Annotated in this window: 20 protein-coding genes and 1 pseudogene; 14 read left to right on the top strand and 7 right to left on the bottom strand. The window is 38.9% G+C overall.

Going from position 1 to position 22,524, the window contains the following annotated elements; genetic code table 11:
• Window positions 1-26 precede the first annotated feature (26 nt).
• Window positions 27-1,256, bottom strand: a complete 1,230-nt coding sequence (locus NSQ71_RS03225) for an IS110 family transposase (RefSeq protein WP_027725928.1) — start codon at window positions 1,254-1,256, stop codon at window positions 27-29.
• 433 nt (window positions 1,257-1,689) lie between these two features.
• On the opposite strand from NSQ71_RS03225, the gene pseB reads away from it, so the two are divergent.
• The 12 genes from pseB (at window position 1,690) to NSQ71_RS03285 (ending at window position 14,371) form a co-directional block, all read left to right on the top strand.
• Window positions 1,690-2,664 carry a UDP-N-acetylglucosamine 4,6-dehydratase (inverting) gene (pseB, locus tag NSQ71_RS03230; protein ID WP_340734396.1) on the top strand — a complete coding sequence of 325 codons (975 nt, stop codon included), beginning with the start codon at window positions 1,690-1,692 and terminating at the stop codon, window positions 2,662-2,664.
• A 109-nt stretch (window positions 2,665-2,773) separates the two neighbouring features.
• Window positions 2,774-3,967, top strand: coding sequence for an ISL3 family transposase (locus NSQ71_RS03235; RefSeq protein ID WP_340732843.1), 1,194 nt, complete (start codon window positions 2,774-2,776; stop codon window positions 3,965-3,967).
• A gap of 194 nt (window positions 3,968-4,161) precedes the next feature.
• Window positions 4,162-5,220, top strand: a complete 1,059-nt coding sequence (locus tag NSQ71_RS03240; protein WP_340734397.1) for a glycosyltransferase — start codon at window positions 4,162-4,164, stop codon at window positions 5,218-5,220.
• A gap of 103 nt (window positions 5,221-5,323) precedes the next feature.
• Window positions 5,324-6,265 carry an ATP-grasp domain-containing protein gene (locus NSQ71_RS03245; protein ID WP_340732845.1) on the top strand — a complete coding sequence of 314 codons (942 nt, stop codon included), beginning with the start codon at window positions 5,324-5,326 and terminating at the stop codon, window positions 6,263-6,265.
• Window positions 6,262-6,924, top strand: a complete 663-nt coding sequence (locus NSQ71_RS03250) for an HAD family hydrolase (protein ID WP_340732846.1) — start codon at window positions 6,262-6,264, stop codon at window positions 6,922-6,924. The genes NSQ71_RS03245 and NSQ71_RS03250 overlap by 4 nt, the downstream gene beginning before the upstream one ends.
• A gap of 60 nt (window positions 6,925-6,984) precedes the next feature.
• Window positions 6,985-7,707: a glycosyltransferase family protein gene (locus NSQ71_RS03255; protein WP_340732848.1), complete on the top strand. Its 723-nt coding sequence runs from the start codon at window positions 6,985-6,987 to the stop codon at window positions 7,705-7,707.
• A 78-nt stretch (window positions 7,708-7,785) separates the two neighbouring features.
• Window positions 7,786-9,132, top strand: a complete 1,347-nt coding sequence (locus NSQ71_RS03260) for a DUF4910 domain-containing protein (RefSeq protein WP_340732849.1) — start codon at window positions 7,786-7,788, stop codon at window positions 9,130-9,132.
• Complete coding sequence (locus NSQ71_RS03265) at window positions 9,129-9,932, top strand: formyl transferase (protein WP_311066863.1); 804 nt, start codon at window positions 9,129-9,131, stop codon at window positions 9,930-9,932. Before NSQ71_RS03260 ends, NSQ71_RS03265 begins: the two co-directional genes overlap by 4 nt.
• A gap of 47 nt (window positions 9,933-9,979) precedes the next feature.
• On the top strand, window positions 9,980-11,029 hold the full coding sequence (gene pseG, locus NSQ71_RS03270) for a UDP-2,4-diacetamido-2,4,6-trideoxy-beta-L-altropyranose hydrolase (protein WP_340732853.1): 1,050 nt from the start codon (window positions 9,980-9,982) through the stop codon (window positions 11,027-11,029).
• Window positions 11,030-11,102: 73 nt separating this feature from the next.
• Window positions 11,103-12,089: a pseudaminic acid synthase gene (gene pseI / locus NSQ71_RS03275; RefSeq protein WP_445684703.1), complete on the top strand. Its 987-nt coding sequence runs from the start codon at window positions 11,103-11,105 to the stop codon at window positions 12,087-12,089.
• A gap of 14 nt (window positions 12,090-12,103) precedes the next feature.
• Window positions 12,104-13,249, top strand: a complete 1,146-nt coding sequence (pseC, locus tag NSQ71_RS03280; protein ID WP_340732855.1) for a UDP-4-amino-4,6-dideoxy-N-acetyl-beta-L-altrosamine transaminase — start codon at window positions 12,104-12,106, stop codon at window positions 13,247-13,249.
• A 21-nt stretch (window positions 13,250-13,270) separates the two neighbouring features.
• On the top strand, window positions 13,271-14,371 hold the full coding sequence (locus NSQ71_RS03285; RefSeq protein ID WP_340732857.1) for a DUF2920 family protein: 1,101 nt from the start codon (window positions 13,271-13,273) through the stop codon (window positions 14,369-14,371).
• 337 nt (window positions 14,372-14,708) lie between these two features.
• Here the strand turns inward: NSQ71_RS03285 and NSQ71_RS03290 are convergent, their stop codons facing one another.
• A complete protein-coding gene (locus NSQ71_RS03290) occupies window positions 14,709-14,960 on the bottom strand; it encodes a hypothetical protein (RefSeq protein WP_311066867.1) in 252 nt (83 codons plus the stop codon).
• 141 nt (window positions 14,961-15,101) lie between these two features.
• On the opposite strand from NSQ71_RS03290, the gene NSQ71_RS03295 reads away from it, so the two are divergent.
• Entirely contained in the window at window positions 15,102-15,293 is a 192-nt protein-coding gene (locus NSQ71_RS03295) for a YjfB family protein (protein ID WP_311066868.1), read from the top strand.
• A gap of 186 nt (window positions 15,294-15,479) precedes the next feature.
• On the opposite strand, the gene tnpC is transcribed toward NSQ71_RS03295, so the two are convergent.
• The 3 genes from tnpC to tnpA are packed head-to-tail and all read right to left on the bottom strand — an operon-like array spanning window position 15,480 to window position 17,793.
• Entirely contained in the window at window positions 15,480-17,057 is a 1,578-nt protein-coding gene (tnpC, locus tag NSQ71_RS03300; protein ID WP_094246405.1) for an IS66 family transposase, read from the bottom strand.
• Between the two features lie 59 nt (window positions 17,058-17,116).
• Complete coding sequence (gene tnpB, locus NSQ71_RS03305) at window positions 17,117-17,473, bottom strand: IS66 family insertion sequence element accessory protein TnpB (RefSeq protein WP_063389611.1); 357 nt, start codon at window positions 17,471-17,473, stop codon at window positions 17,117-17,119.
• On the bottom strand, window positions 17,470-17,793 hold the full coding sequence (tnpA, locus tag NSQ71_RS03310) for an IS66 family insertion sequence element accessory protein TnpA (RefSeq protein ID WP_063389610.1): 324 nt from the start codon (window positions 17,791-17,793) through the stop codon (window positions 17,470-17,472). Before tnpA ends, tnpB begins: the two co-directional genes overlap by 4 nt.
• Before the next feature lie 760 nt (window positions 17,794-18,553).
• Here tnpA and NSQ71_RS03315 point away from each other — a divergent pair.
• Complete coding sequence (locus tag NSQ71_RS03315; protein WP_027725901.1) at window positions 18,554-19,645, top strand: NAD(P)-dependent alcohol dehydrogenase; 1,092 nt, start codon at window positions 18,554-18,556, stop codon at window positions 19,643-19,645.
• Between the two features lie 274 nt (window positions 19,646-19,919).
• Here NSQ71_RS03315 and NSQ71_RS03320 read toward each other — a convergent pair.
• Window positions 19,920-21,105 (bottom strand): annotated as a pseudogene (locus NSQ71_RS03320) (transposase); the annotation flags it as partial.
• A gap of 314 nt (window positions 21,106-21,419) precedes the next feature.
• Entirely contained in the window at window positions 21,420-22,412 is a 993-nt protein-coding gene (locus NSQ71_RS03325) for an NADPH:quinone oxidoreductase family protein (RefSeq protein ID WP_340732861.1), read from the bottom strand.
• Between the last annotated feature and the right edge of the window lie 112 nt (window positions 22,413-22,524).

The following is a 22,524-nucleotide window of genomic DNA, read 5'->3' on the forward strand; positions in this document are numbered from 1 at the left end:
GATATTGGTATACCAGATCGATCCTCTTATCGATCTTCCCCCTTTCTTGGCGTGTAGATTTGACCGTTGCGTAGCAGCGCATCGATCACACGCACGAGTTTTCTAGCGGTGAGGACGAGGGCTCGTTTATGTTGGTGTTTGGGCACTTCCTCATACTTCTTCCGGTAGTACGCACGAAACGTCGCATCATGCCGTTGCACCGAGTTGGCAGCCTCCACTAGGTAGTAACGGAGATAGCGATTGCCGGAACGAATGAGGGAGGTGTCCTCGGCTTGAAAACGGCCCGATTGGTGCTTGGACCATGTCAAGCCGGCATATTTTGCCAAGGCGGCCTGGTTGTGAAACCGCTCGATTTGCCCGATTTCGGCCAGGATGCCTGCGGTATAAACCGGTCCGATGCCTGGGATGGTTTGCAGTGTGTTCGGAATGCCTTCAAGATGGCGGGTAATGGCTTTATCGAGCTCTTTGAGCTGCGATTGCAGGCTGCGGATTGATTGAATCGACAGCCCTAACAGCAAGTCGATGGAATCCTCGACACACTTGGACAACCGATACGACGAACGGGCCGCCTTTTGAATCGACTTGGCGATGCATTCCGGATCGGCAAAGCGATTGCGCCCTTTTTGGCGCAGGAAGTCGGCCAACTGCTTGACATCCATTTGGCAGATGTCATCGAGGCTCCACGACTCAAGCAGCAGTTCGAGAATGGCATGTCCGAAGATCGAACTGTCCACCTCTTGGGTAAAGGAACTGCATTTGTAAAACAAGTGCTGGAGAAAATACTGTTTCTCACGGGTTAACTGGTGGACGAGATGATATCGCATGCGTGTCAGTCGCTGAAGCGCGAGAAACTGCTCCTTGAGGACAGCCGTCATCTTCAGACGGCCGAAGCGAAGCCGATCCGCAATGATCCAAGCATCGATGTCATCCGTTTTCTCCAAGTCGACATAGGCTTCTTTAAACTTGCGAATGAGCTTTGGATTGATCGTAAACACCTTGACGTTCCAAGCCTGCAAGGCCTCCTGCTGGTGGAAAAACATAGCTGGATGCCAACTGTAGACCGAGGTGGCTTCCATCCCGATCAGAATTTCGGTTGGCTTTCGCTTGTTAGCCCACAGGAGGATTTGATCCCGAAGGAAGGTGGCGCCCAGAAGATGATTATCCACTTTGAAGCGTGCGCACGTATTTCCTTCATGATCCATAATGCAGGTGGCTAAGTCGCGTGAGCTCACGTCGATCCCGACGTAGAGTTTCATGAGATCACCTCCTATTGTTGTAGGATCGAGGGGTAGGACTCTTCGGGATGCCCCCGGATCGCGCCTGTTGACCAGTCACCCTCGCATATGAGAACTCACGTTGGACCATGGGCTGCCCTGGAAGCTGCTCCTTCCAGCATGGGGAAAACCAACGGGAACAGCCTGCGGGTTAGACGTCCAAACAGGGGCCGAGGAGACAGACTTTACAAGTAGTCAAAGCTACAGGAGTGAGAAGAGTATCCCCGATGATCCTAAGACCATTATCCAGGAACATTGCGAAAAGTCCAACCCCGGTACGCTCAACCCTTTGTGGGAGGGGCGCGCCCCTCCCACAAAGGCAACCACCCAAGATATGCGATTGTCAAGGAGCGTATCGGACTGGAAATTCGATAAAAAAACTTTCTGAAACTTAGTATACGAGGAGTAATTTATGATGGAATGGTTAACCAATCAAACGATTTTAATAACGGGAGGAACCGGATCATTTGGAAGAAAATTTGTTCGTCGAATTTTAGAATACAATATAAAAAAAGTGATTGTATTTAGCCGAGATGAATTAAAACAATATGAAATGGCACAGGAATATACGGATCCAAGAATTCGCTTTTTTATCGGTGATGTCCGGGATAAAGAACGGTTATATCGCGCTTTTGATGGCGTTGACTATGTTGTCCATGCAGCGGCTATGAAACAGGTACCTGCATGTGAATACAATCCATTTGAAGCGGTAAAAACAAACATTTACGGTGCCCAAAACATTATTGAAGCAGCGATTGACCGTGGAGTAAAGCGAGTTATCGCGTTAAGTACGGACAAAGCAGCTGCGCCGATTAATTTATACGGTGCCACCAAGCTAGCGTCGGATAAACTATTTGTGGCGGCCAACTCTTATGTTGGAGAAAAAGAAACTCGATTTGCCGTAGTGCGCTATGGAAATGTGGTTGGGAGCCGTGGAAGCGTTGTTCCATTGTTTAAAAAAATGGCTGCTGAAGGGAAGAAGCTGCCAATCACAGACGAACGGATGACTCGATTCTGGATTACGCTTGACCAAGGTGTTCAGTTTGTCATTGATTCCCTTGCAAGGATGAAAGGCGGGGAAATTTTCGTTCCGAAAATCTCTAGCATGAAAGTGGTGGATCTTGCAAAAGCGATCGCGCCAGAGGCAGAAATTGAAATCATCGGCATCCGCCCGGGCGAAAAGCTTCATGAAACAATGATTACCGAAGATGATGCGAGACATACAGTTGAGTTTGATAATTATTATGTCATTACCCCTGAGTTTCCGTGGTGTCCACAAGAATATGCTGACCAAGGGAGAAGCTTACCGGAAGGGTTTAAATATACGAGTGATACGAATACAGAATGGTTAACGGTTGAGGAATTACGAATGCTAGTGAAGGAATTTTAATCTTTTGATTCATCACCACATTTTGTGATTTAACCCAAAAAATAAGGAAAACACTCACGAATTCCTGGCAATAATGTTAGCGTGACTTAACATAACAGGAGGTTCTAAAGTGTTTTCCGTATCACTAGATTTGCCAGAATTTGAAGTTGTTAAACAAGTGTTTCTTGAAGATTGCAATTTGTTACATGTCGAGAAAAATACTACAGAAGAACGCTGTTCTTACTGCGGTTTTTTTTCTAGTCATGTCCATGACTGGCGGACAAGAAAGGTTCGTGACTTGTCCGTATTAGGTAAGCCCCTTTTCTTATTTGTCAGAGTGTATAGATACCGTTGTCACAACTGTAATGAGGTATTTTCACAAACATTTGAATCTATCTGTCCTAATAAGCATCAGACCAATCGGTACAGAGAATATCTGTACGAAATGTGCATTGGCTCTACTATCCAAGAAGTGAGTCGAAAGGAAAAAATACCTTATACAACCGTTGAAAGAATATTTTATTCCGTTGCTAAAGAAAAAGAGAAGGAGCATTTAGAAACTCTTGAAAGTGTTTTAGAAAACGATGCATTAATCCTTAGCCTTGATGAGATCGCTGTCCGAAAGGGTCACCGATATGAAACAGTTCTTATGGATACCCAAACCGGGAGTGTGCTTGGTATGGAACATCAACGGAGTTATCATTCAACTCAGATCTTACTTGCCAAGAAGATTCTGTCTAATAAATGTGTTCATACCGTTGTTATGGATATGTGGGATCCCTTCCATAAAGCTGTTAAATCTATATTCCCAGAGGCCTGTATCGTCATTGATAAATATCATGTGGTGCAAAAGGTGACACATGCACTTGACCAAGTTAGAAAGAAAACTCCTGGACTAAAAAAGGGACGGTTTAAACTCTTGAAAGGTTCTGAAAAGTTAACGGCTAATGAAAAACAACAATTAGACGAGATGCTCAAAGAGCATTCAGAATTGTCATATGCCTATTTTCTAAAAGAACTCTTTAGAGAAATATACCAAGTGAATGACTATGATACAGCTGATTCACTCTTAGAAGAATGGATTCAACTCGCATGGAGCAGCCCATTTCCTTCATTTCATCAAGTTGCCAAGACGATAGAAAATTGGAAGGCACAAATTTTACAATATTTTCTTACACCTTTTACGAATGGCCGGATTGAAGGTACAAACCATAAGAGTAAGAACATCAAAAGACGTGCTTTTGGCTTCAGAAACCTTGAAAGATTTCGGCTACGTGTATTTTTGGAATGTACAGGTAAAACTTATAAAAATCAGGTTGCTTAACCATGCCCTTCATCAGCTTTCCGCATTGTAGTGGCTAGAATGGAAGCCGTCAAGGAAAGCGCTTGACCTCTTCCATTCTACCCACTTAGTGGTCTGCAAGCTGACGAAGGAGCTACTCTAGATTGAGTATCAATCTCGCTAACTTATTGCCGGAATTGTGTGAACATCACAGAATATGGTGATGAGACATAATTATTGTTGATGATTGCAGTCAAGACAGTACCGTACAGGTAGTTAGTAAACTGATAAAGAAAAATAAAAACATAGAACTTATCCAGTTAAAACAAAATTTTGGTTCAGCACATGCACGGAATATTGGAGTGGAACGAGCAAACTGTGATTGGATTTTGTTTATGGATTCTGATGATATTGCCCATCCAACGTTAGTGGAAGAACTCGAAACATATTTGGATGATTTAAATAAAAAAAGCAATGAAAAAGAATATTTTCTTGTTCATCCGAACTATCGTCATATCGATGAGAATGGAGTAGTTGTTGATGAGTTACAATTTGGTCGTCAATATAAAAAAGAAGAAGCACTTGGTTTTTTGTTATTGAGAAATACAATTGCTACCAGTGGCGTGTTAGTTAGTCGAGAATTGTTTCAGCGAGTTGGTGGTTTTAATACAAATTATCGTTATTCTGAAGATTGGGATTTATGGCTGCGTATAAGTGAACATAGTGGAATAGCACATATCGATAAATACTTAGTTGACATTAGAAGACATTCTAATAATTTATCTGCTAGTCTGTCGAAGATGCATGAGCATGAAATAAAAGTTCTATCTTCTTATTCTTTAGAAAAGATGAGAGATGCTATATTTAGAAGATCTTTATCTTATACTCAAAATGCATGTGATTATGTTGCTCTTCTTTTTCGCTTAGAAAAATGGCAAGAGGGATATAGAATTTTAATAAAATTAGAAGATGATAAAGATAATGAGATGGTTTCATTTTTAAAAGGAATTTATTTTTTAAAAATGAAAGACCTTCTAGAGGCTGAGCGCTCTTTTATAAATGTCATTAATATTAGTCCGAACGATGGGGCTTCATTGAATAACTTGGGAGCAATAAACTTAATTAATGGAAAAATAAAAGATGGAAAAATGTTTTTACTGAAAGCGATTGAGTTATATCCTAATTATTTAGATGCTAATTACAATCTTCGGGCAAAACCTCCTTATACTTGGGAGACTGTAAAGTTTACATGGAGAAGATTACGCCCTAAACTTATTTCATATAATCAACAATAAAAGATGGAATGAGTAAAAGATTTTACTAGTAATGATTGTTAAGTGAATTGATTTGCATTCATCGTTTGCATAAAAATATAAAAAATAATAATGAGGGTTTTTTATGAATGTTCTTATTACTAGTATTTCAGGAAAAGTGCCATTGATTCAGTTAGTTAAAGATGCTATGAATCGTCTACATAAAGAAGGGAAATTGTTTGGGGGAGATGTAAATAAACAGTGTATAGGCCGATATTTTGTAGACTATTTTTGGCATATGCCCTTGCTTCAAGAGTTGTCAATCAATGAAATTGTGGAATACTGTCATTCTCATAATATCTTTGCTATTATTCCTACGCGTAACGATGAACTTTTGTATTTTGCTCGAAATGAACATTTTTTTGAAAATAACGGTATCAAAATTATGGTTTCTAACCTTTCTTCTTTAGAAAAAACTTTAAATAAATTAATATTTTTTAAAGAAGGAAAAAAGCTGGGTTTCCCAATGATTTACACTTCTGAAAGTATAGATGCCGTTTGCGCAGATTCTTTTGTTGTAAAGGAATGTTTTGGATCAGGATCTAAAAATATTGCTGTTAATGTTTCAAAAGAAGAGGCGGTTTGTCGTTCAAAATTGTTAAAATTCCCAATTTATCAACCTTTTATTGATGGGGAAGAATATAGTATTGATGTTTATGTTGACAAAAAGGGAAAAAGCAAAGGAGTAATTGTAAGAAAGCGTGTTCTTGTTGTTGGAGGAGAGTCTCAAATTACACAAACGGTAAGAAATCTTGAACTTGAAGAGCTTGGTAAGAAAGTAGCTGAATCTTTTGAGCTTTATGGACATGTGATGTTTCAAGTCATAGTCGATAAAAAGGGAATCCCTAACATAGTGGAATGTAATCCTCGCTTTGGCGGTGCGTCTACATTAAGTGTTGCAGCTGGTTTGGATAGTTTTTATTGGTTTCTTCTTGAATCATTAGGGGAGAATCTTGATGCTTATCCGTTTAATAGGAGTGTTCGAGAGTTAACATTAATTCGGTATGCTAAGGATATGATAATATGAAAGTAGTTGTATTCGATCTTGATGATACACTATATGATGAACTGACGTTTGTGAGAAGCGGTTTTCGAGCAGTAGCCGCTTTTTTGCGTAATATAATTAACATAAGTGAAGAAGAATTATTCGAATGGATGTGGACGCGCCTACAAACAAATGGTCGAGGAGCCATTTTTGATGATTTATTATATCATTTTGGTGCCTACTCTAAAACAATGGTGCGAAAATGTATATCTGTCTATCGAATGCATAAACCGGATATTGTGCTTCCTGAAACAACGATAACATGTCTTGAACAACTTAAAGATCATCCATTATATATTGTAACAGACGGAAACAAAATCGTTCAGCACAATAAATTGGAGGCACTTCATCTATATAAAAAAATGAAACACTGCTATGTAACCCATCGATATGGTATTCATAATGCTAAACCTTCTCCATATTGTTTTATGCATATAGTAAAGAGGGAGAAGGTTAGTCCGCATGATGTTGTTTATATTGGAGATAACCCTAAAAAAGATTTTGTAGGCATCAAGCCTCTAGGGTTTAGAACGATTCGAGTAATGACAGGTCAGTATCGATCTATAGAAATGCCAAAAGAATATGAAGCAGATATCCGTATTGAATCTTTAACACAATTAAAAGATGTGTTAAATGGATAAAAATAGTATTTTAATATCTGAGAACGTATTAGAAAACAAAAAATATTTGGAAGTGGTTGTATGAAAAACATTATCATTATTCAAGCCCGCATGGGTTCATCCCGCTTGCCAGGGAAAATTTTAAAGCCATTGGGCGATCATGATGTTCTTACATATGTTGTAGAACGTTGCAAAAAAATAAAAGGTGTGAGTGATGTAATCGTTGCGACTTCTACTTTATCTCAGGATGACAAAGTAGAAGATTGGTGCAAACGTCATGGAGTTTCATTTTTTCGAGGGTCGGAAGAGGACGTATTGGACCGTTACGTCCAATGTGCGAAAATTTATGAACCTGACTATGTGATGCGTGTTACGGCAGATTGTCCATTTGTTGATTTTGAAATGGCTAATGAGATTGTCAAACTAATGGAGCAGGAAAAAGTCGATATTATTGATTTAGATGGGGAATTACCAAGGGGACTGGCTGTTGAATTGATCTCTTATCAGGCTTTGCAGTATATTCATCGACATGGTCATGAACCTCGCCATCGCGAACATGTAACCTATTATGCATATGAATTTAGGGAAGAGTTTCAACGTGCTTCCTATTCAGTACCGGTTACTCGGCGGCATCCAGAGTTAAGAATTACTCTGGATACAGAGGAAGATTACGCTCTTTGCAAAGCGGTTGCTGATTATTTTAAAGACCCGCTCATTTCTAGTGTTGATGTCATACAGTTCTTAATAAAGCATCCTGAAATCGCAAGTTTAAACAAACATATCCAACAAAAACCGGTTGTTTAAATAGACATTAAGGGGACTTTTTGACGTAAAAAAATGGTTTAAGGGGATTTTCTCTCACACTATGAAAGGACGTATAGAATGAAAAATGAATTTGAATTAATGGATCAGTTATTTGACGAACTTTTCCCCATAACCCGGAGCATAACTGGTGAAGGGGTTAGGAAAACGATTAATATTTTAAAAAAGTTTATTCCTTTGGAAATGTTTTCTGTTAAAACTGGCACGAAAGTTTTTGATTGGGAAATTCCGAAAGAATGGGTTATTAGAGAAGCATGGATCAAGGATGAAGATGGCAATGAAATCATTAATATGAAAAATCATAATCTTCATGTTTTGAATTACAGCGTTCCTGTCAATAAAAAAATGTCTTTAGAAGAATTGAAACCATTTATTCACACGATTCCGCATCTTCCAGACGCGATTCCATATGTGACATCGTATTATAAAGAACGATGGGGATTTTGTATGAGTTATAATCAATTCAAAAGTTTGAAAGAAGGAACCTATCATGCTTTTATCGATAGCGAACTTAAAGATGGAGAGCTGAATTATGCCCACGCTATTTTACCTGGGCAATCAAGCAAAGAGATATTAATAAGTACATATATTTGCCACCCATCGATGGCCAACAATGAACTAAGCGGACCAATCGTTGCTGCATTTTTATATAATCGGATGAAAGAATATCGAGATAGAAAATTTACTTATCGTTTTGTCTTTGTGCCAGAAACGATTGGATCGATTGCGTATTTACATCGTTTCGGAGAACATTTGCGCAAAAATGTGTATTCAGGATTTGTTTTAACATGTCTTGGCGGAAAAAATTATCCTTTAAGTTTTAAACGTTCCAGAAATAAAAAGGCTCCCATTAATAAAATAGTAGACTACTTAATATCAACTGGGGAAATGGAACTGATTGTCAGACCTTTTACACCAACACATGGCTCGGATGAAAGACAATATTGTTCTCCAGGTTTTAATCTGCCAGTAGGACAATTTGCAAGAATGGTTTATGGACAATATAAGGGATACCATAATTCCCTTGATACAAAAGAAGTAATGACGATCGAAAAATTAATAGACGGTGTTAACGAAATAGAAAAAATTTTAAAAATCCAAGAGTGGGATGGTTACTATATTAATACAAATCCGTTTGGAGAAGTGAAATTAGATAAACACGGTCTTTATCCTGATATAAATACACCTTTGAATGGAAATGCATCGAACAACCAAAAAATAGATAATAGAAAACAATTAAATGCTATTTTAACTATGCTAAATTATTCAGATGGAGAACATTCATTATTGGATATTGCTCAGTTGTCTGGTATTCATCTCGATAACTTAATGAATGCTATTAAGTTATTAAAAGAAAAAGGTTTACTCAAAGGACCATATTATGAAAAAAGGAGTTTATTTGAATGAAAATAGTGCTTCTGTCAGGTTCGCATCCACGCCATTATTTTATTGCCAATACATTATTAGAAAACGATTTGCTTCATGGACATTTGATTGAGGAACGAGAGGCCTTTATGCCTGTTCCGTCGAAAGAATTAGAGCCCATTGACCGAGAAAATTTTATCCGTCATTTTCATGATCGCGAGAAGGCTGAACTGGCTTATTTTGGCCGTCATTTGAAAGTTTATAAAGATATCCCGACATTAAAAGTGAAAAAATCTGAATTTAATGGTGAACAAATGCTTCAATGGCTGGTAGGTCAAAAACCAGATGTTGTGTTAACATATGGAGTACATAAAATCGAAGATCATATTATTGATATATTGCCGGATTTTGCATGGAATATACACGGCGGCCTCTCTCCATGGTATCGGGGAAATATAACACTTTTTTGGCCTTTTTATATGTTAAGGCCAAACTGGGCGGGGATGACCATACATCGTTTAACTTCCAAACTTGATGGAGGGGACATTATTCACCATTCTGTTCCCGAACTAGAATATGGCGATGGAATTCATGATGTGGCTTGTAAAGCAGTTATAAAAGCAGCACAAGATCTAGTAGAAATATTAAAAAGATTACGCAAAGGAGTAATACCACAATATGTACCCCAAAAAACAAATGGCAAATTATTTGTTGGAACGGATTGGACACCACAGCATTTACGATTGATTTATCAGACTTTCAATAATGATATTGTTGACCAATATTTAGATGGAAAATTAGGGCATATAGAACCTAAACTGGTCAACGCTCTAAAAGATTAAATATTAAAAAGAGAGTGTGTTAACACATTCATTGCTGGTGAATTTATATGAATATTTTAATCCGTGTTGATTCGTCGGTTAAGATAGGTACAGGTCATGTGATGCGGTGCTTAACTTTTGCAGAAATGCTGCGTGAAACAGGGTGCTATGTTGGATTTGTAATGAGAGCCGGGTTGGGGGATTTATGCGAATATGTCAAAAACAAAGGATTTGATGTATTTCCTATTATACATGATTCAATTTTTGCGCAAGAAAAGGATGTTCATTTAACAATTGAAGTGATCCGTCAAATGAAAATGCATATTGATTGGTGTATTGTGGATCACTACCAGCTGGATCAAAAATGGGAGAAACATGTCCAACAATATGTTCACAAAGTGATGGTGATTGACGATTTAGCCAACCGTCCTCACGATTGCCATTTACTGTTAGATCAAAATTACTATAAAAATTATGAACACCGCTATTTAGGTCTTGTTCCTTCAGATTGTAGACTTTTTTTAGGGCCAAAATATTTGATTTTGCGATCTGAGTTTTATAAAGCAAAAAAATCATTAAAAAGTTGGAGCGGTATTGTTCGACGCCTTTTGATTTTTTTTGGCGGAAGCGATCCGACAAATGAAACGGAGAAAGTTTTGTTTGCATTGCAAAGATTACCACTTAATGATATGGAAATAGATGTTGTGGTCGGCAATGCCAATCCAAATCGTTTACAAATAAAAAAAATGTGTCTTGATTTTAATCTGAATTTTCATTGCCAAATCAATTATATTGCCGACTTAATGAAAAAAGCTGATTTATCATTTGGTGCAGGTGGTGTAACAATGTTGGAGCGATGCTTTCTCGGACTCCCTTCCATTGTTACGATTGTTGCGGATAACCAAAGACAATCAACAGCAGACGTTGCAGAGTATGGAGCAATATGGAATCTTGGCTGGCATGAAGATGTAAGTGTATCTGATTATGCCGATATATTGATTGAAGCGATTTCACATCCTCGTCAGCTTGCATCGATGAGAAGGAAAGCTTTTGAGTTGTTCGGATATCGGGACAAAAATACTATACATCCCGTTGTTGAGGCTATTTTGGAGGGATAACATCTTGAGTAAGGATATTAAAATAGGCAATCGTCTGATTGGTTCAAGTCAAAAGCCTTTTATTATTGCGGAAATGTCAGGAAACCATAATCAATCTTTAGAAAGAGCCTTAAAAATCGTTGACCTTGCAGCGGAAGCAGGTGTCGATGCAGTAAAACTTCAAACATATACACCTGATACGATGACTTTAGATATTCATACAGGCGAATTTTTTATTGAGAGCGAGACAAATCTTTGGAAAGGTCAATCGTTATATAACCTTTATAAAGAAGCATACACTCCTTGGGAATGGCATGAAGCGATCTTTGAACGTTGTAAAAAGCATGGGTTGCTTGCTTTCAGTTCCCCTTTTGATGAAACAGCAGTTGATTTTTTAGAAACATTAAATGTGCCAGCTTATAAAATTGCTTCATTTGAAAATATAGATATACCGTTAATTAAAAAAGTAGCTGCTACGGGGAAACCAGTCATTATTTCGACAGGAATGGCTACAGTTGCAGAACTAGATGAAGCAGTTCAAGCTGTTCGCTCACAAGGAAATGAGCAAATTATATTATTGAAATGTACAAGTACATATCCAGCGACACCAGAAAACTCGAACATTGTGACGATTCCACATATGCGGGAATTGTTTGGAGTTGAAGTTGGATTGTCTGACCATACGATGGGTGTTGGAACCGCAGTGGCAGCTGTAGCACTTGGAGCAACAGTAATCGAAAAACATTTCACCACTTCCCGTGCAGAAGGCGGAGTTGATGCCGCATTTTCACTAGAGCCTCATGAAATGAAAATGCTTGTCGAAGAAACAGAACGGGCTTGGCTCAGCCTAGGTATGATCCATTACGGCCCTACCAATGCGGAAAAGCCTTCCCTTGAACATCGACGTTCTCTTTATGTTGCAGAGGATCTAAAGGCAGGGGATATCATTACAAAAGAGAATGTTCGCGCGATTAGGCCTGGACATGGTTTGCCGCCAAAATATTATGATTTAGTTCTTGGAAAAGCAGTGAAAAAAGATGTAAAAAAAGGAACACCATTAAGCTGGGACATATTGTTGTAAATGAAGGTGGAACAATGAAAAAAAGGGAATCTTTCCTTTCCTACGGACGACAATGGATTACGGATGAAGATATCGAAGCGGTCGTAGCTGTGCTAAAATCGCCTTTTTTAACGCAAGGACCAAAAATTGAAGAGTTTGAACGAAAAGTAGCCGATTATGTTGGAGCGAAATATGCCGTTGCTTTTTCGAATGGAACAGCGGCTCTTCATGGAGCCTGTTTTGCTGCCGGGATCAGCGAGGGAGATGAAGTCATAACAACCCCGATAACGTTTGCAGCTACTTCAAACGCAGTTCTTTATTGTGGGGGAAAGCCTGTCTTCTCTGATATAGATGAACGGACATACAATATTGATCCTAAAGAAATACGAAAACAGATTACAGCGAATACGAAGGCAATTATCCCGGTTGATTTTACCGGCCAGCCGGCTGATATGGATGCCATTATGGAGATAGCTGATGAATTTGGGCTTGTGGTGATCGAGGATGGTGCTCATTCCCTCGGAGCAATGTATAAAGGTCGAAAAGTGGGCACACTTGCGGATATGACCATGTTTAGCTTTCATCCTGTAAAACCGGTTACGACTGCAGAGGGTGGAATCATTGTCACCAATTCCGAGGAATATTACGAAAAACTAAAACGTTTTCGTTCCCACGGCATCATTAATCAAAATTTATCAAGGGATGAAGGTCCATGGTATTATGAAATGATTGATTTAGGCTTCAACTATCGTATGACAGATATACAAGCCGCGTTAGGGATTTCACAAATGGACAAGTTGGATCGTTTTATTAAGCGTCGCCGGGAAATTGCCAACATGTACAATGAAGCTTTTAAAGATCTGGATTGTGTTGTCTTGCCAAAGCAGCTTGAAGGAACGAAATCAGGCTGGCATTTATATATGCTGCAATTAAAACTGGATAGGCTGGCAAGGAGCCGAAGGGAGATTTTTGAAAATATTCGCGCCGAAAATATTGGCGTCCATGTTCACTACATTCCTGTCTATTGGCATCCGTACTACCAGAAGTTGGGATATCAAAGAGGGATTTGCCCAAAAGCGGAACAATGGTATGAACAAGCGTTAACATTGCCGATTTTCCCTAGAATGTCAGATGAGGATGTAAGGGATGTTATCGAAGCGGTGAGAAGAAATATTTATTAAACGAAGAAATTGGGTGAAAAAATGGCTAAGAACCACCAATTGAAAATTCCTGCTCATCCCAGTATTTATACAGGAAACAACATAGGAAGACAACTTAATATATACTTCTCGGAACCTGAAACTGGCGTAAATGAAGATACAGGATTATTAATACTTATACTTGGATTTGGCGCAAATAGTCAATCTAATGTTTATAAAAAAATGAGACAGCAATTTGCTGATCAATATAATTTGATTACGATACAATGCGATTATTTTGGAAGCGAGTTTATGCAGGATTCTAAGAGAGTGAAATTAAATTTTTCACTTACAGATTTTAAAGATGTTATTGAAGATATTGATTTAATGAAATTAAAATCCATTCAAAATTTTGAAGAATTTATTACAATTTTTGCCAAATATCCAATATCACTGCCTTTTCATGAATTGTTAGATGAAAATATTGAAAATTTTAATGATATGGGTTTCATGCAGGCATTGGATTTATTGACTGCATTATTTGCTGTAAAAATTATTTTAAATGACAATCAATTAAAATATAATGTCAATAAGGTCATTGCATATGGACATTCACACGGGGCTTATTTAGCTTATCTGTGTAATCGTATGGCGCCAAATGAATTTACTTTCATTATTGATAATTCTGCTTGGATGAAGCCTGAGTATTTATATACAAACCGTTTTCTTCATAAATATTATGGTAAATTGACTTTAAACATCGAATTCTCCTATTTAGCAAAAGAATTGGTCAAAGACAAAAATATCTTAACATTATCAAATTTATATAAAGGATTCATAAATAATGCGCAAATTTATTCTTTTTTAGGTACTGACGATAATTTAGTATCAATCAAAGAAAAAGAGAACTTTTGCAAAGGTTTGGGTCAAACAAATTTTTATTTGATTGACCAATCAAAGGTTGATCATAAAATATTTCATTCAACCACACATGGTTTAAATGCTGATTTTTTAGAAATGTTTAAATTTGTAATGGAACAAGTACAATGGGATAAAAAAGAAAAACATAAACGTAATCCTAATACTATTATTAATAGCCATCAATTTGAGTATCGAGTTGATTTTGATAAAGGATTGCCGGTAATGACTGTGAAAAAACTTTAAAAAGACATAAGCGAAACTAAGGGGGATAATGCTCTCTTGAAAGTAGTCATAAAAGTCAGCCTGCAATTTTCATGGTCAAAAATTTGACAAGATTTATCGGTTAATACGAAAATCTAAGATTCTTTTTAAAAAACATTTCTGTAAAGATCGATAGGAAAGAAGAGTTGCTGGGAATTTTCGTGTGGCTGCAGTATGTGGAATTTTTTGGCAATAATACTTTTGCTTTCTCAATGGGGAAAACAAACCTATAATTGCCTAAGTTTTTTGTCATGATTTACGTTTTGGTGGAGACGAGTCGAGAGTTTCTTGTGCATCTGTTAAGTCAGTGCTATGCCTTCTACTTTTCTTCTTGTTGGCTAAAGCACTTCTCCATGTCTGTTCTTAAAAAATACATTTCTTTTTCCAAACCGTTCATTCTCGATTCTAAGTTGTCCATTCTCGATTCAAGACTATCCATTCTGGATTCCAAGTTGCCCATTCTTGATTCGAGGTCGTCCATTCTCGTTTCCAGCCGGTCGAACCGAGAGTCGATATGCTCTGAATGTTCTTTTAGAGCCTGTAAGATGGTTTTTAATGTTACCTCTTCCATTCTTTTTGCCGCCTCCTTCTTTTTTTAACAATATTATATAAAAAGAAACCTGAAAGATTAAACTTTTTCTCCTTAAAAATTCAGATTTGGTAAAAGCAGCCGATAATAAAAAGGAGTAAACTTTCAATTGGAGTTGATCATATGGATGTTGCTGCGCTCTCTGTTGCACTTAGTCAATCAAATGTTCAGCAGCAAGCAAGTCTATCGGTATTAAAGCTGGCCATGAACACCGCTGAACAAAATGGGAAAAACATTGCGGAAATGCTGAAGGGATCACAGCCTGCCGTCTCTCTTGAGCTGCATCTTGGAAACACTGTTGATTTGAAAGGATAAAAAGATTTGAAATCTTCTTCCTTTGAAAAAGCAGCTGCAACCTGATTTTCTTTCTGAGTTGCGGCTGTTTTTTCTTTTTAAGGAATTCCGAGTCGCTGATTGCGGGCAGCAGCTGTCTGAATGACATGACAACAGTAAGCGTAAAATAGTCCACACCTACCTTTAGATGTGGACTATTGTTATGATTTATTTAGCTTTATTAGGAACACGACATTCTTCTGGAATTGTTGTGGACCAAGGAAGGAGTTGATCTAATTTTTCTTTGTCAGTCAGATTAATATTTGGAAGCTGTTCAAATAAATATTTAAGATAATTGAATGGGTTTAATCCGTTTTCCTTCGCAGTCTCCACAATGCTATAAATGATTGCGCTGGATTTAGCTCCCTTTATGGTATTGCTAAACAGCCAGTTTTTCCTCCCGATTACAAACGGTTTAATGGATCGTTCTGCGCGGTTGTTATCAATCTCTAAACGACCATCCTCTAAAAAAGCTACTAAACGGTCCCATTGATTACGACAATATTTAATGGCTTGCCCAAGTGCACTTTTTGGCAACACTCTTGGGGCTTGTTCATGAAGCCATGCCAAAAAAGCCTCCAATACCGGTTGGCTGCGTTCTAACCGTTTCTTATAACGTTCTTCAGGACTAACATCCTTTAAATCCCGTTCTATCGAGAAAAGTTGGTTACAGAATGCAAGACCTTCTTTGGCTTTTACGTGAGTAGTTTTAGCCGATTCAGGAAGAGCCTGCAAAGCTTCTGTGAATTTACGTCTGGCATGAGCCCAACAACCGACCAGACTGACATCAGGGATTCCGTTATAACCGGCATACCCGTCCACATGTAAATATCCACGGAAACCTTCCAAAAATCGTAAAGGATGCTTGGATGCACGGGTTCGCTGGTAGTCATACAAAACAATTGGAGGCCCCATTCGTCCTGTCCGATAAAGCCACATAAATGATTTGGAAGTCGCTCGTCGGTCAGGTTCTGAAAGAACCTGTAAGGTGGTCTCATCCGCATGGAGGATATCCTGATTCAATAGATGGTTACGCATTTGGTCGTAAACAGGACTCAACCAGGTGTCGGCTCCATACAAAATCCAATTGGATAAAGTTTGCCTGGAAATGAATATGCCAAATCGCTCCAGATGTTTTTCCTGGCGATACAAAGGCATACTTTCAACGTATTTCTGCGTCATCGTATAAGCCATTGACGATGGAGATGCCAGACTTCCCGGAAAAACAGGAGCCGGCATTTTCGCCGTGACAATAGGCGTTTCTATTTCATGGCGTTCACAATGACGACAACTATAAACATATTGGACATGCTTTTTCACTTTTACTTGTGCTGGAATAACTTCTATTTCTCTGCGTACTTGCGTACTCATTTCGTGTAGAGGTCCAGCGCAACACGAACAAACCTGTTCCTCAGCTGGCAAACGGTATTCCACCGTTTCAGTAGGCAGGTTTTCTAGTTTTTCATCTCGACGATTTCGCTTCTTCTTGCGTGTATATGTAATGGTTTCAATCGTCGGTTCTTCATCATCAGGATTTGCGGTAGCTTCAGCTTCATTGAAAAGGGACAGTTGGTCTGAATTGGTCTTCTCACTGGAAGAACCAAAACGACGTTGTTGACTTAACCGAAATTGCTCCTCATACCATTTTAGCTTCGCTTCCAAAGCTTCCTTTTCTATTTCAAGCTTTTCGTTACGCGCTTTATAGTATTCAATTGTTTCTTGAGTTTTCATGTCCATGTTTTTCATAGTTCCAGTATACGCAAAAGAATCCGGCTTGACCAGTCGGATTCTCAAGTTTTTTAATTTCATAGAATCGTGCGTGCTTTCACTGTGGGATGGGCTTGTTTTTGTTCGATGGATAAGCCATCTAATAACCAGCGTAGCTGACGAGGACTGATATCCATCGGCACTCCTTCTTGTTCAGATGGCCAGTTGAAAGTTCCTCTTTCTAATCTTCTATAATGGAGCCAAAACCCATTATTATCCCACTGTAGAATTTTAAGTTTATCCCTTTTCCGATTACAGAAAACAAATAAACAAGGGGAAAATGGATCCAAATCGAAGCATTCTTTGACGATGACTGCGAGACCATCAATCGATTTCCGGAGATCGGTGCTTCCACGTGCAAGGTACACTCGTTCAAAATTTGCGTTAGATATCATCGATTTTGAATCACACGCACTACATCGGAAAGTAGATTCAAATCGGTGCCTGGACGTACTTCGATGGACAGTGCACCGTAATGAATAAGGACAGATTCCTGACCCGTATGATGGGAGGAGATTTCTTGGACATCCACCGTCAACCATTTTGATTGATGCTCGTTCGTAGAAATTTCTTCCTCTCGAAACTTTCGAATCCAGTAGTACATCTGATGTATATTTACATCATTGATGCGAGACCACTCAGAAGCACTCAATCCACTTGTTTTCCAAGCATCATACCTGGATTTCCATTCTATTCTTTTGTCAGCATCATTCATAGCATAACCTCCAGCATTTTTTCTATGGAGATTATCTCATGTAACATTCACAACTAGAAGGTGCTGAGTATTTGACGCTTACTGACAACATCCAAAAAAAGATTCAATGGCTCAATCAGGAAAATGTTTAAGGCATTCCGCAGCTTTCATTGTGAAAGACAGAAAAAGGTTTAAAAAATACAGAACATTTGTTCCTGTTTTGTTATAATAGAAACAACAAAGATAAAGGTGTGGTGCAAAGGTGCAATGCAGCATTGTCCGAAGATGGAACAAATTTTACTACCGCTGATAAAAAGTTGATAAGAGCTTATGTCGAGTGCCTCCCTTTTTTCTGCCAGATGTATAGAAGGAGAATATTTTTATGTGGTTCGCGCAAGGCCTGAGGCTCATTGAAAGTATAAAGAGGAAATGCTCATATCAGGAAGAGTAAAAGAATCTTACAAGGGAAAAAGGAGAATAACAAGCAAAAAATGACTTTAAAGTTCATGAACAAATTTTCCGAACAACAGATTGAAGCCATCAGGCAGGCTGTTGAATTAGCACCTAAAAACAAATCATAAAAAAACACTTGCAATTATGGAATTGCCGCTCTTTTGTACGTTCAAGAGTGTTTTTCCGAAGCAGGGTCTCGCGTGAGATGTAAAAGTTAATTTTTCATGAGATCGATTATAAATGACAAGCATCTTGTCAATATTAAAGGCAAATCCTCATAAAATTTTTTTGATGGGCATACATACAAACGAACAGGAGGGATACTCTCATGAAAACAAAAGCGGCAGTGATTCATACCAAAGGGGAAGACTTTAAAATCGAAGATGTGGAGCTATCCGAATTAAAGGCGAATGAGGTATTAGTTAAAGTGGTGGCTTCCGGAGTTTGTCATACGGATGCAGTTGCGAGAGATATGGGGTTGACGCCGTTTCCCGTTGTTTTAGGACATGAAGGCAGCGGAATTGTAGAAAAAGTCGGATCAGGTGTAAAAACTGTGGAGCCGGGAGATAATGTTGTCATTTCTTATGCTTCCTGCGGCCATTGTGAAAACTGTTTAACCGGTCATCCTTCGACATGCGTCAATTTTAATGATTTGAATTTCGGCGGAACGGATGAAGACGGAAATCATCGGATTCATCAGGATAGCAAAGGAATATCAACGTTTTTCGGCCAATCTTCTTTTTCCGCATATGCGATTGCAAATGAGAGAAACGTTGTGAAAGTGGATCAAGAGGTCGACATCTCTCTATTAGGACCGTTGGGCTGCGGAATTCAAACGGGGGCTGGCACGGTTTTAAATAAATTGAAGCCGGAGTTCGGTTCTTCCATTGCCGTCTATGGCTGTGGGGCTGTAGGGTTAAGCGCGATTATGGCAGCCAAAATCGTCGGATGCAAACATATCATCGCTATTGATATTCATGCGAATCGTTTGGAGATGGCGAAAGAATTAGGAGCTACTGCTGCATTAAATAGCAAAGAAGTCGATATTGTGAAAAACATTAAAGAGATTACGAATGGCGGCACTCATTATGCCGTTGAAACGACCGGTGTACCTGTTGTTGTCCGCCAATCGCTTCAAGCATTGCGTCCGCTTGGACAAGTTGCCATTGTAGGTGTTACACCTGAAATGACCCTCGATGTCCACAATGATCTGATGGCAGAAGGGAAAACGATGATGGGTGTGATTGAGGGAGAGGCAGTGCCGCAAGTGTTCATCCCTGAATTGGTTGATTATTATAAAAAAGGCCTGTTCCCGTTTGATAAATTAGTCCGTTTTTACAATTTTGACGATATTAACAAAGCCTTTGAAGATTCCAAGAATGGGTTCACCATCAAACCAATTTTAAAAATCGCACAATAGTTGCTTCTAACGGTGCTGTTTCATTTCCCGACAAGCACTTCTTTGAAGTTTAAAGATTAAATCTAATATATAATCCCGCAGAAATACTTTAAGAATTCTGTGGGATTTTGGTATGTGAGCATTTTGCAAAATTAGATTTTTATTAAAAAGAGTTTTAAAAGAAACCCAAATAAATTGGGGTATTTTGTATCTTTGGTTTACAAATATTCTGTTTGTCCTTTTTTGGGCGTACTTGCAGAATTTTTCGCTTTAAAAATTTTTTAAGCGGTTTGTTGCTTTTACTCTCTTTTGCCATTGCGAGAGCTGAAACCAGTAATACGATGGCGTTCAAGTAAATATGAGTTTTTACTTTATCGATTCCCCACACATGCAGGGAGTTCGCTGTAAGATAACTTTTCATTCTTGAATTGCACCGTTCTACACTGGTTCGCTCATTGTAAAGTTCTTTCCAACGTTTGGAATCGCGGTGTGGATTAGAGTACCGGCGAAGATCCTTATTCACGTTAATTTTTACTACCATTCCATAGTTGGAGGATGAACAGGCTGCCATTCCTAATGGGCAATCCACTTTTCCGGTTGCGTGTGGACATCTGAATTTGAGCTGGTCCTTATTGGCTCCCCAATAAGTCATTTCGTACCCCATAGAACAGCGTGGGGTTCCATTGGAGGCAATTCCTTCGGGAGTCATTTTCATTACGCAAATTGAGTGGAATAATAGCTTGAGCCCCAATGTTCTTGGCGGATTCGTAGTTTTTAAGCTGGTCGTACCCACCATCCATTATCAGGAAATCAATTTTAGAGTTTGTACAACTCTTTACTTGTTCAATTAATTGTGGTGCGACATCCCCATCGTTGATATGAGCAGGGGTTACTTCAATCGCCATTGGTAATTCACTTTTGGTGTCAACGGAAAGATGCATCTTATAGCCAAACCAAGTAATTTTATTACCGAAGGAATCAAACTTTGCCCCCCAATTGGCGTTGCCTGTTTGTTCACTTCGCTTCTTAGGCTGCTTCTTTTCGTAAGCATCAATGGCGGCACTGTCGATAGCCTGATGTTTTCCATCAATTACTCCTTCCTCTTGAGCTAACTGGACGAGATCTTGAAAGATTCTTTTCACGAGTCCAGTTTTGGTTAGTGAAGAAAATACTCGGCTAAGAGTAGAGATGGATGGTGCAGGCCTGCTAATATCTAAACCACATTGGTAACGAAAACGCAGGTCATTTTTCAATCGATTGTGAAGAGAAGTAAAAGTATCAATACCTTCTAATGGGGCAGCGATAAGAGCCCTTAATATCCCTTCTTTGGAATGTCCTTCAGCCCCTTGGGGTGAAGAACTTTTCAATTGTTTAGCATAAGGACGCAAATCTAGAGCACTAAAAAAGATCGGTAATTTCTCTTTTGACTCTAAAATTTGCAATTCTTCAAAGGAAAATAGACTTTCTTGTAGAATATACAAAGTGACTTCCTCCTTGTGGATTTTTGTGGTTTGGTCACTTCAAAATTCTACAAATAAGGGGTGAAGTCCTTTTTTATGCTTTAGAAAACCTTATGGCTCTTGGGTTGAAAAATGTGCAAAATGCTCATATAAAAAAGCAGCGGATTAGTTGCTGGTAATGAGCTGCAAACTTTTTTAAGAACTGTTGACAGACAAAAAGCTCGGCATATGCTGAGCTTTTTGTCATCAATTCACTAAAAAATTTTTTTAAATACCGATTTCCCGTTTCAAAAAGGGAACTATTTTCAATCAAAACCCAGAAAGTGCTGCGAGTATTATGAGAACTTTACAACCGTTCTGCCGCGCAGTTTGCCTTTTAGAATGTTCGATAATGCGTCAGGAAGCTGATCGAGTGTGATTTCTTGCGCAATAGATTCTAGTAATTTATCAGGTTTTAAATCAGCGGCCATTCGCTCCCAAATTTGTTTTCGCAATTCCATTTGGCAATAGACCGAATCGATGCCAAGCAGGTTGACTCCGCGTAGAATAAATGGGAAGACAGTCGTTGGAACGTCGCTGCCTCCAGTTAGCCCACTGACTGCTACAGAGCCGTTGTATTGAATTCTGCTAAGGATTGCGGCAAGGGTTTTCCCGCCTACAGGGTCAACGGCTGCTGCCCAATATTGTTTATCTAACGGACGGATCTGTTCTGGACAAACTTCTTCGCGAGAAAGGATTTCTTTTGCGCCAAGCTCGCGTAAATATTCATGTTCTGTTTCTTTGCCTGTACTTGCGACAACATGATAGTTTCGTTTTGCCAACATGGAAACTGCGATGCTTCCGACTCCGCCGGTTGCTCCTGTAACGAGTACTTTTCCTTTTTCAGGAGTTAATCCATTTTCTTCCAAACGATGGACAGACAATGCCGCCGTAAAACCAGCTGTTCCTAAAGCCATAGCTTCTTTTAGTGTCAATCCTTTTGGAAGAGGGACAATCCAATCTGCAGGAATGCGGGCGTATTCGCTGTAGCCTCCGTAATGCGACACGCCGATTTCATAGCTTGTTGCAATAACTTCGTCTCCCTCTTTAAAGCGCGGATCTTTAGAAGAAACAACAGTGCCGGCTAGATCGATACCTGGTACGAACGGATACGATTTTACAATTTTCCCATTGGGAATGGAAGCTAATCCATCTTTATAATTGACACTGGAATAAGCAACTTTTATGACGACATCTCCTTCTGGAAGGTCATTCATGGAAATGGTTTGTACTTTCACTGAAAAATCTGTCTCCGTTTTGTTCACTACTAACGCTTTGAAGTGGTCCACTCGACATCCCCCTTATTGTTTTTCATATTCTTGCTTTTACGATAACAAAATTATTCTGACCGGTCAAAATATTTTTATCGTCAAAAATTCATGTATAATATCGTTATGACCG

The organism is Aeribacillus sp. FSL M8-0235 (assembly GCF_038000355.1).
Lineage (GTDB): Bacteria > Bacillota > Bacilli > Bacillales > Aeribacillaceae > Aeribacillus > Aeribacillus composti.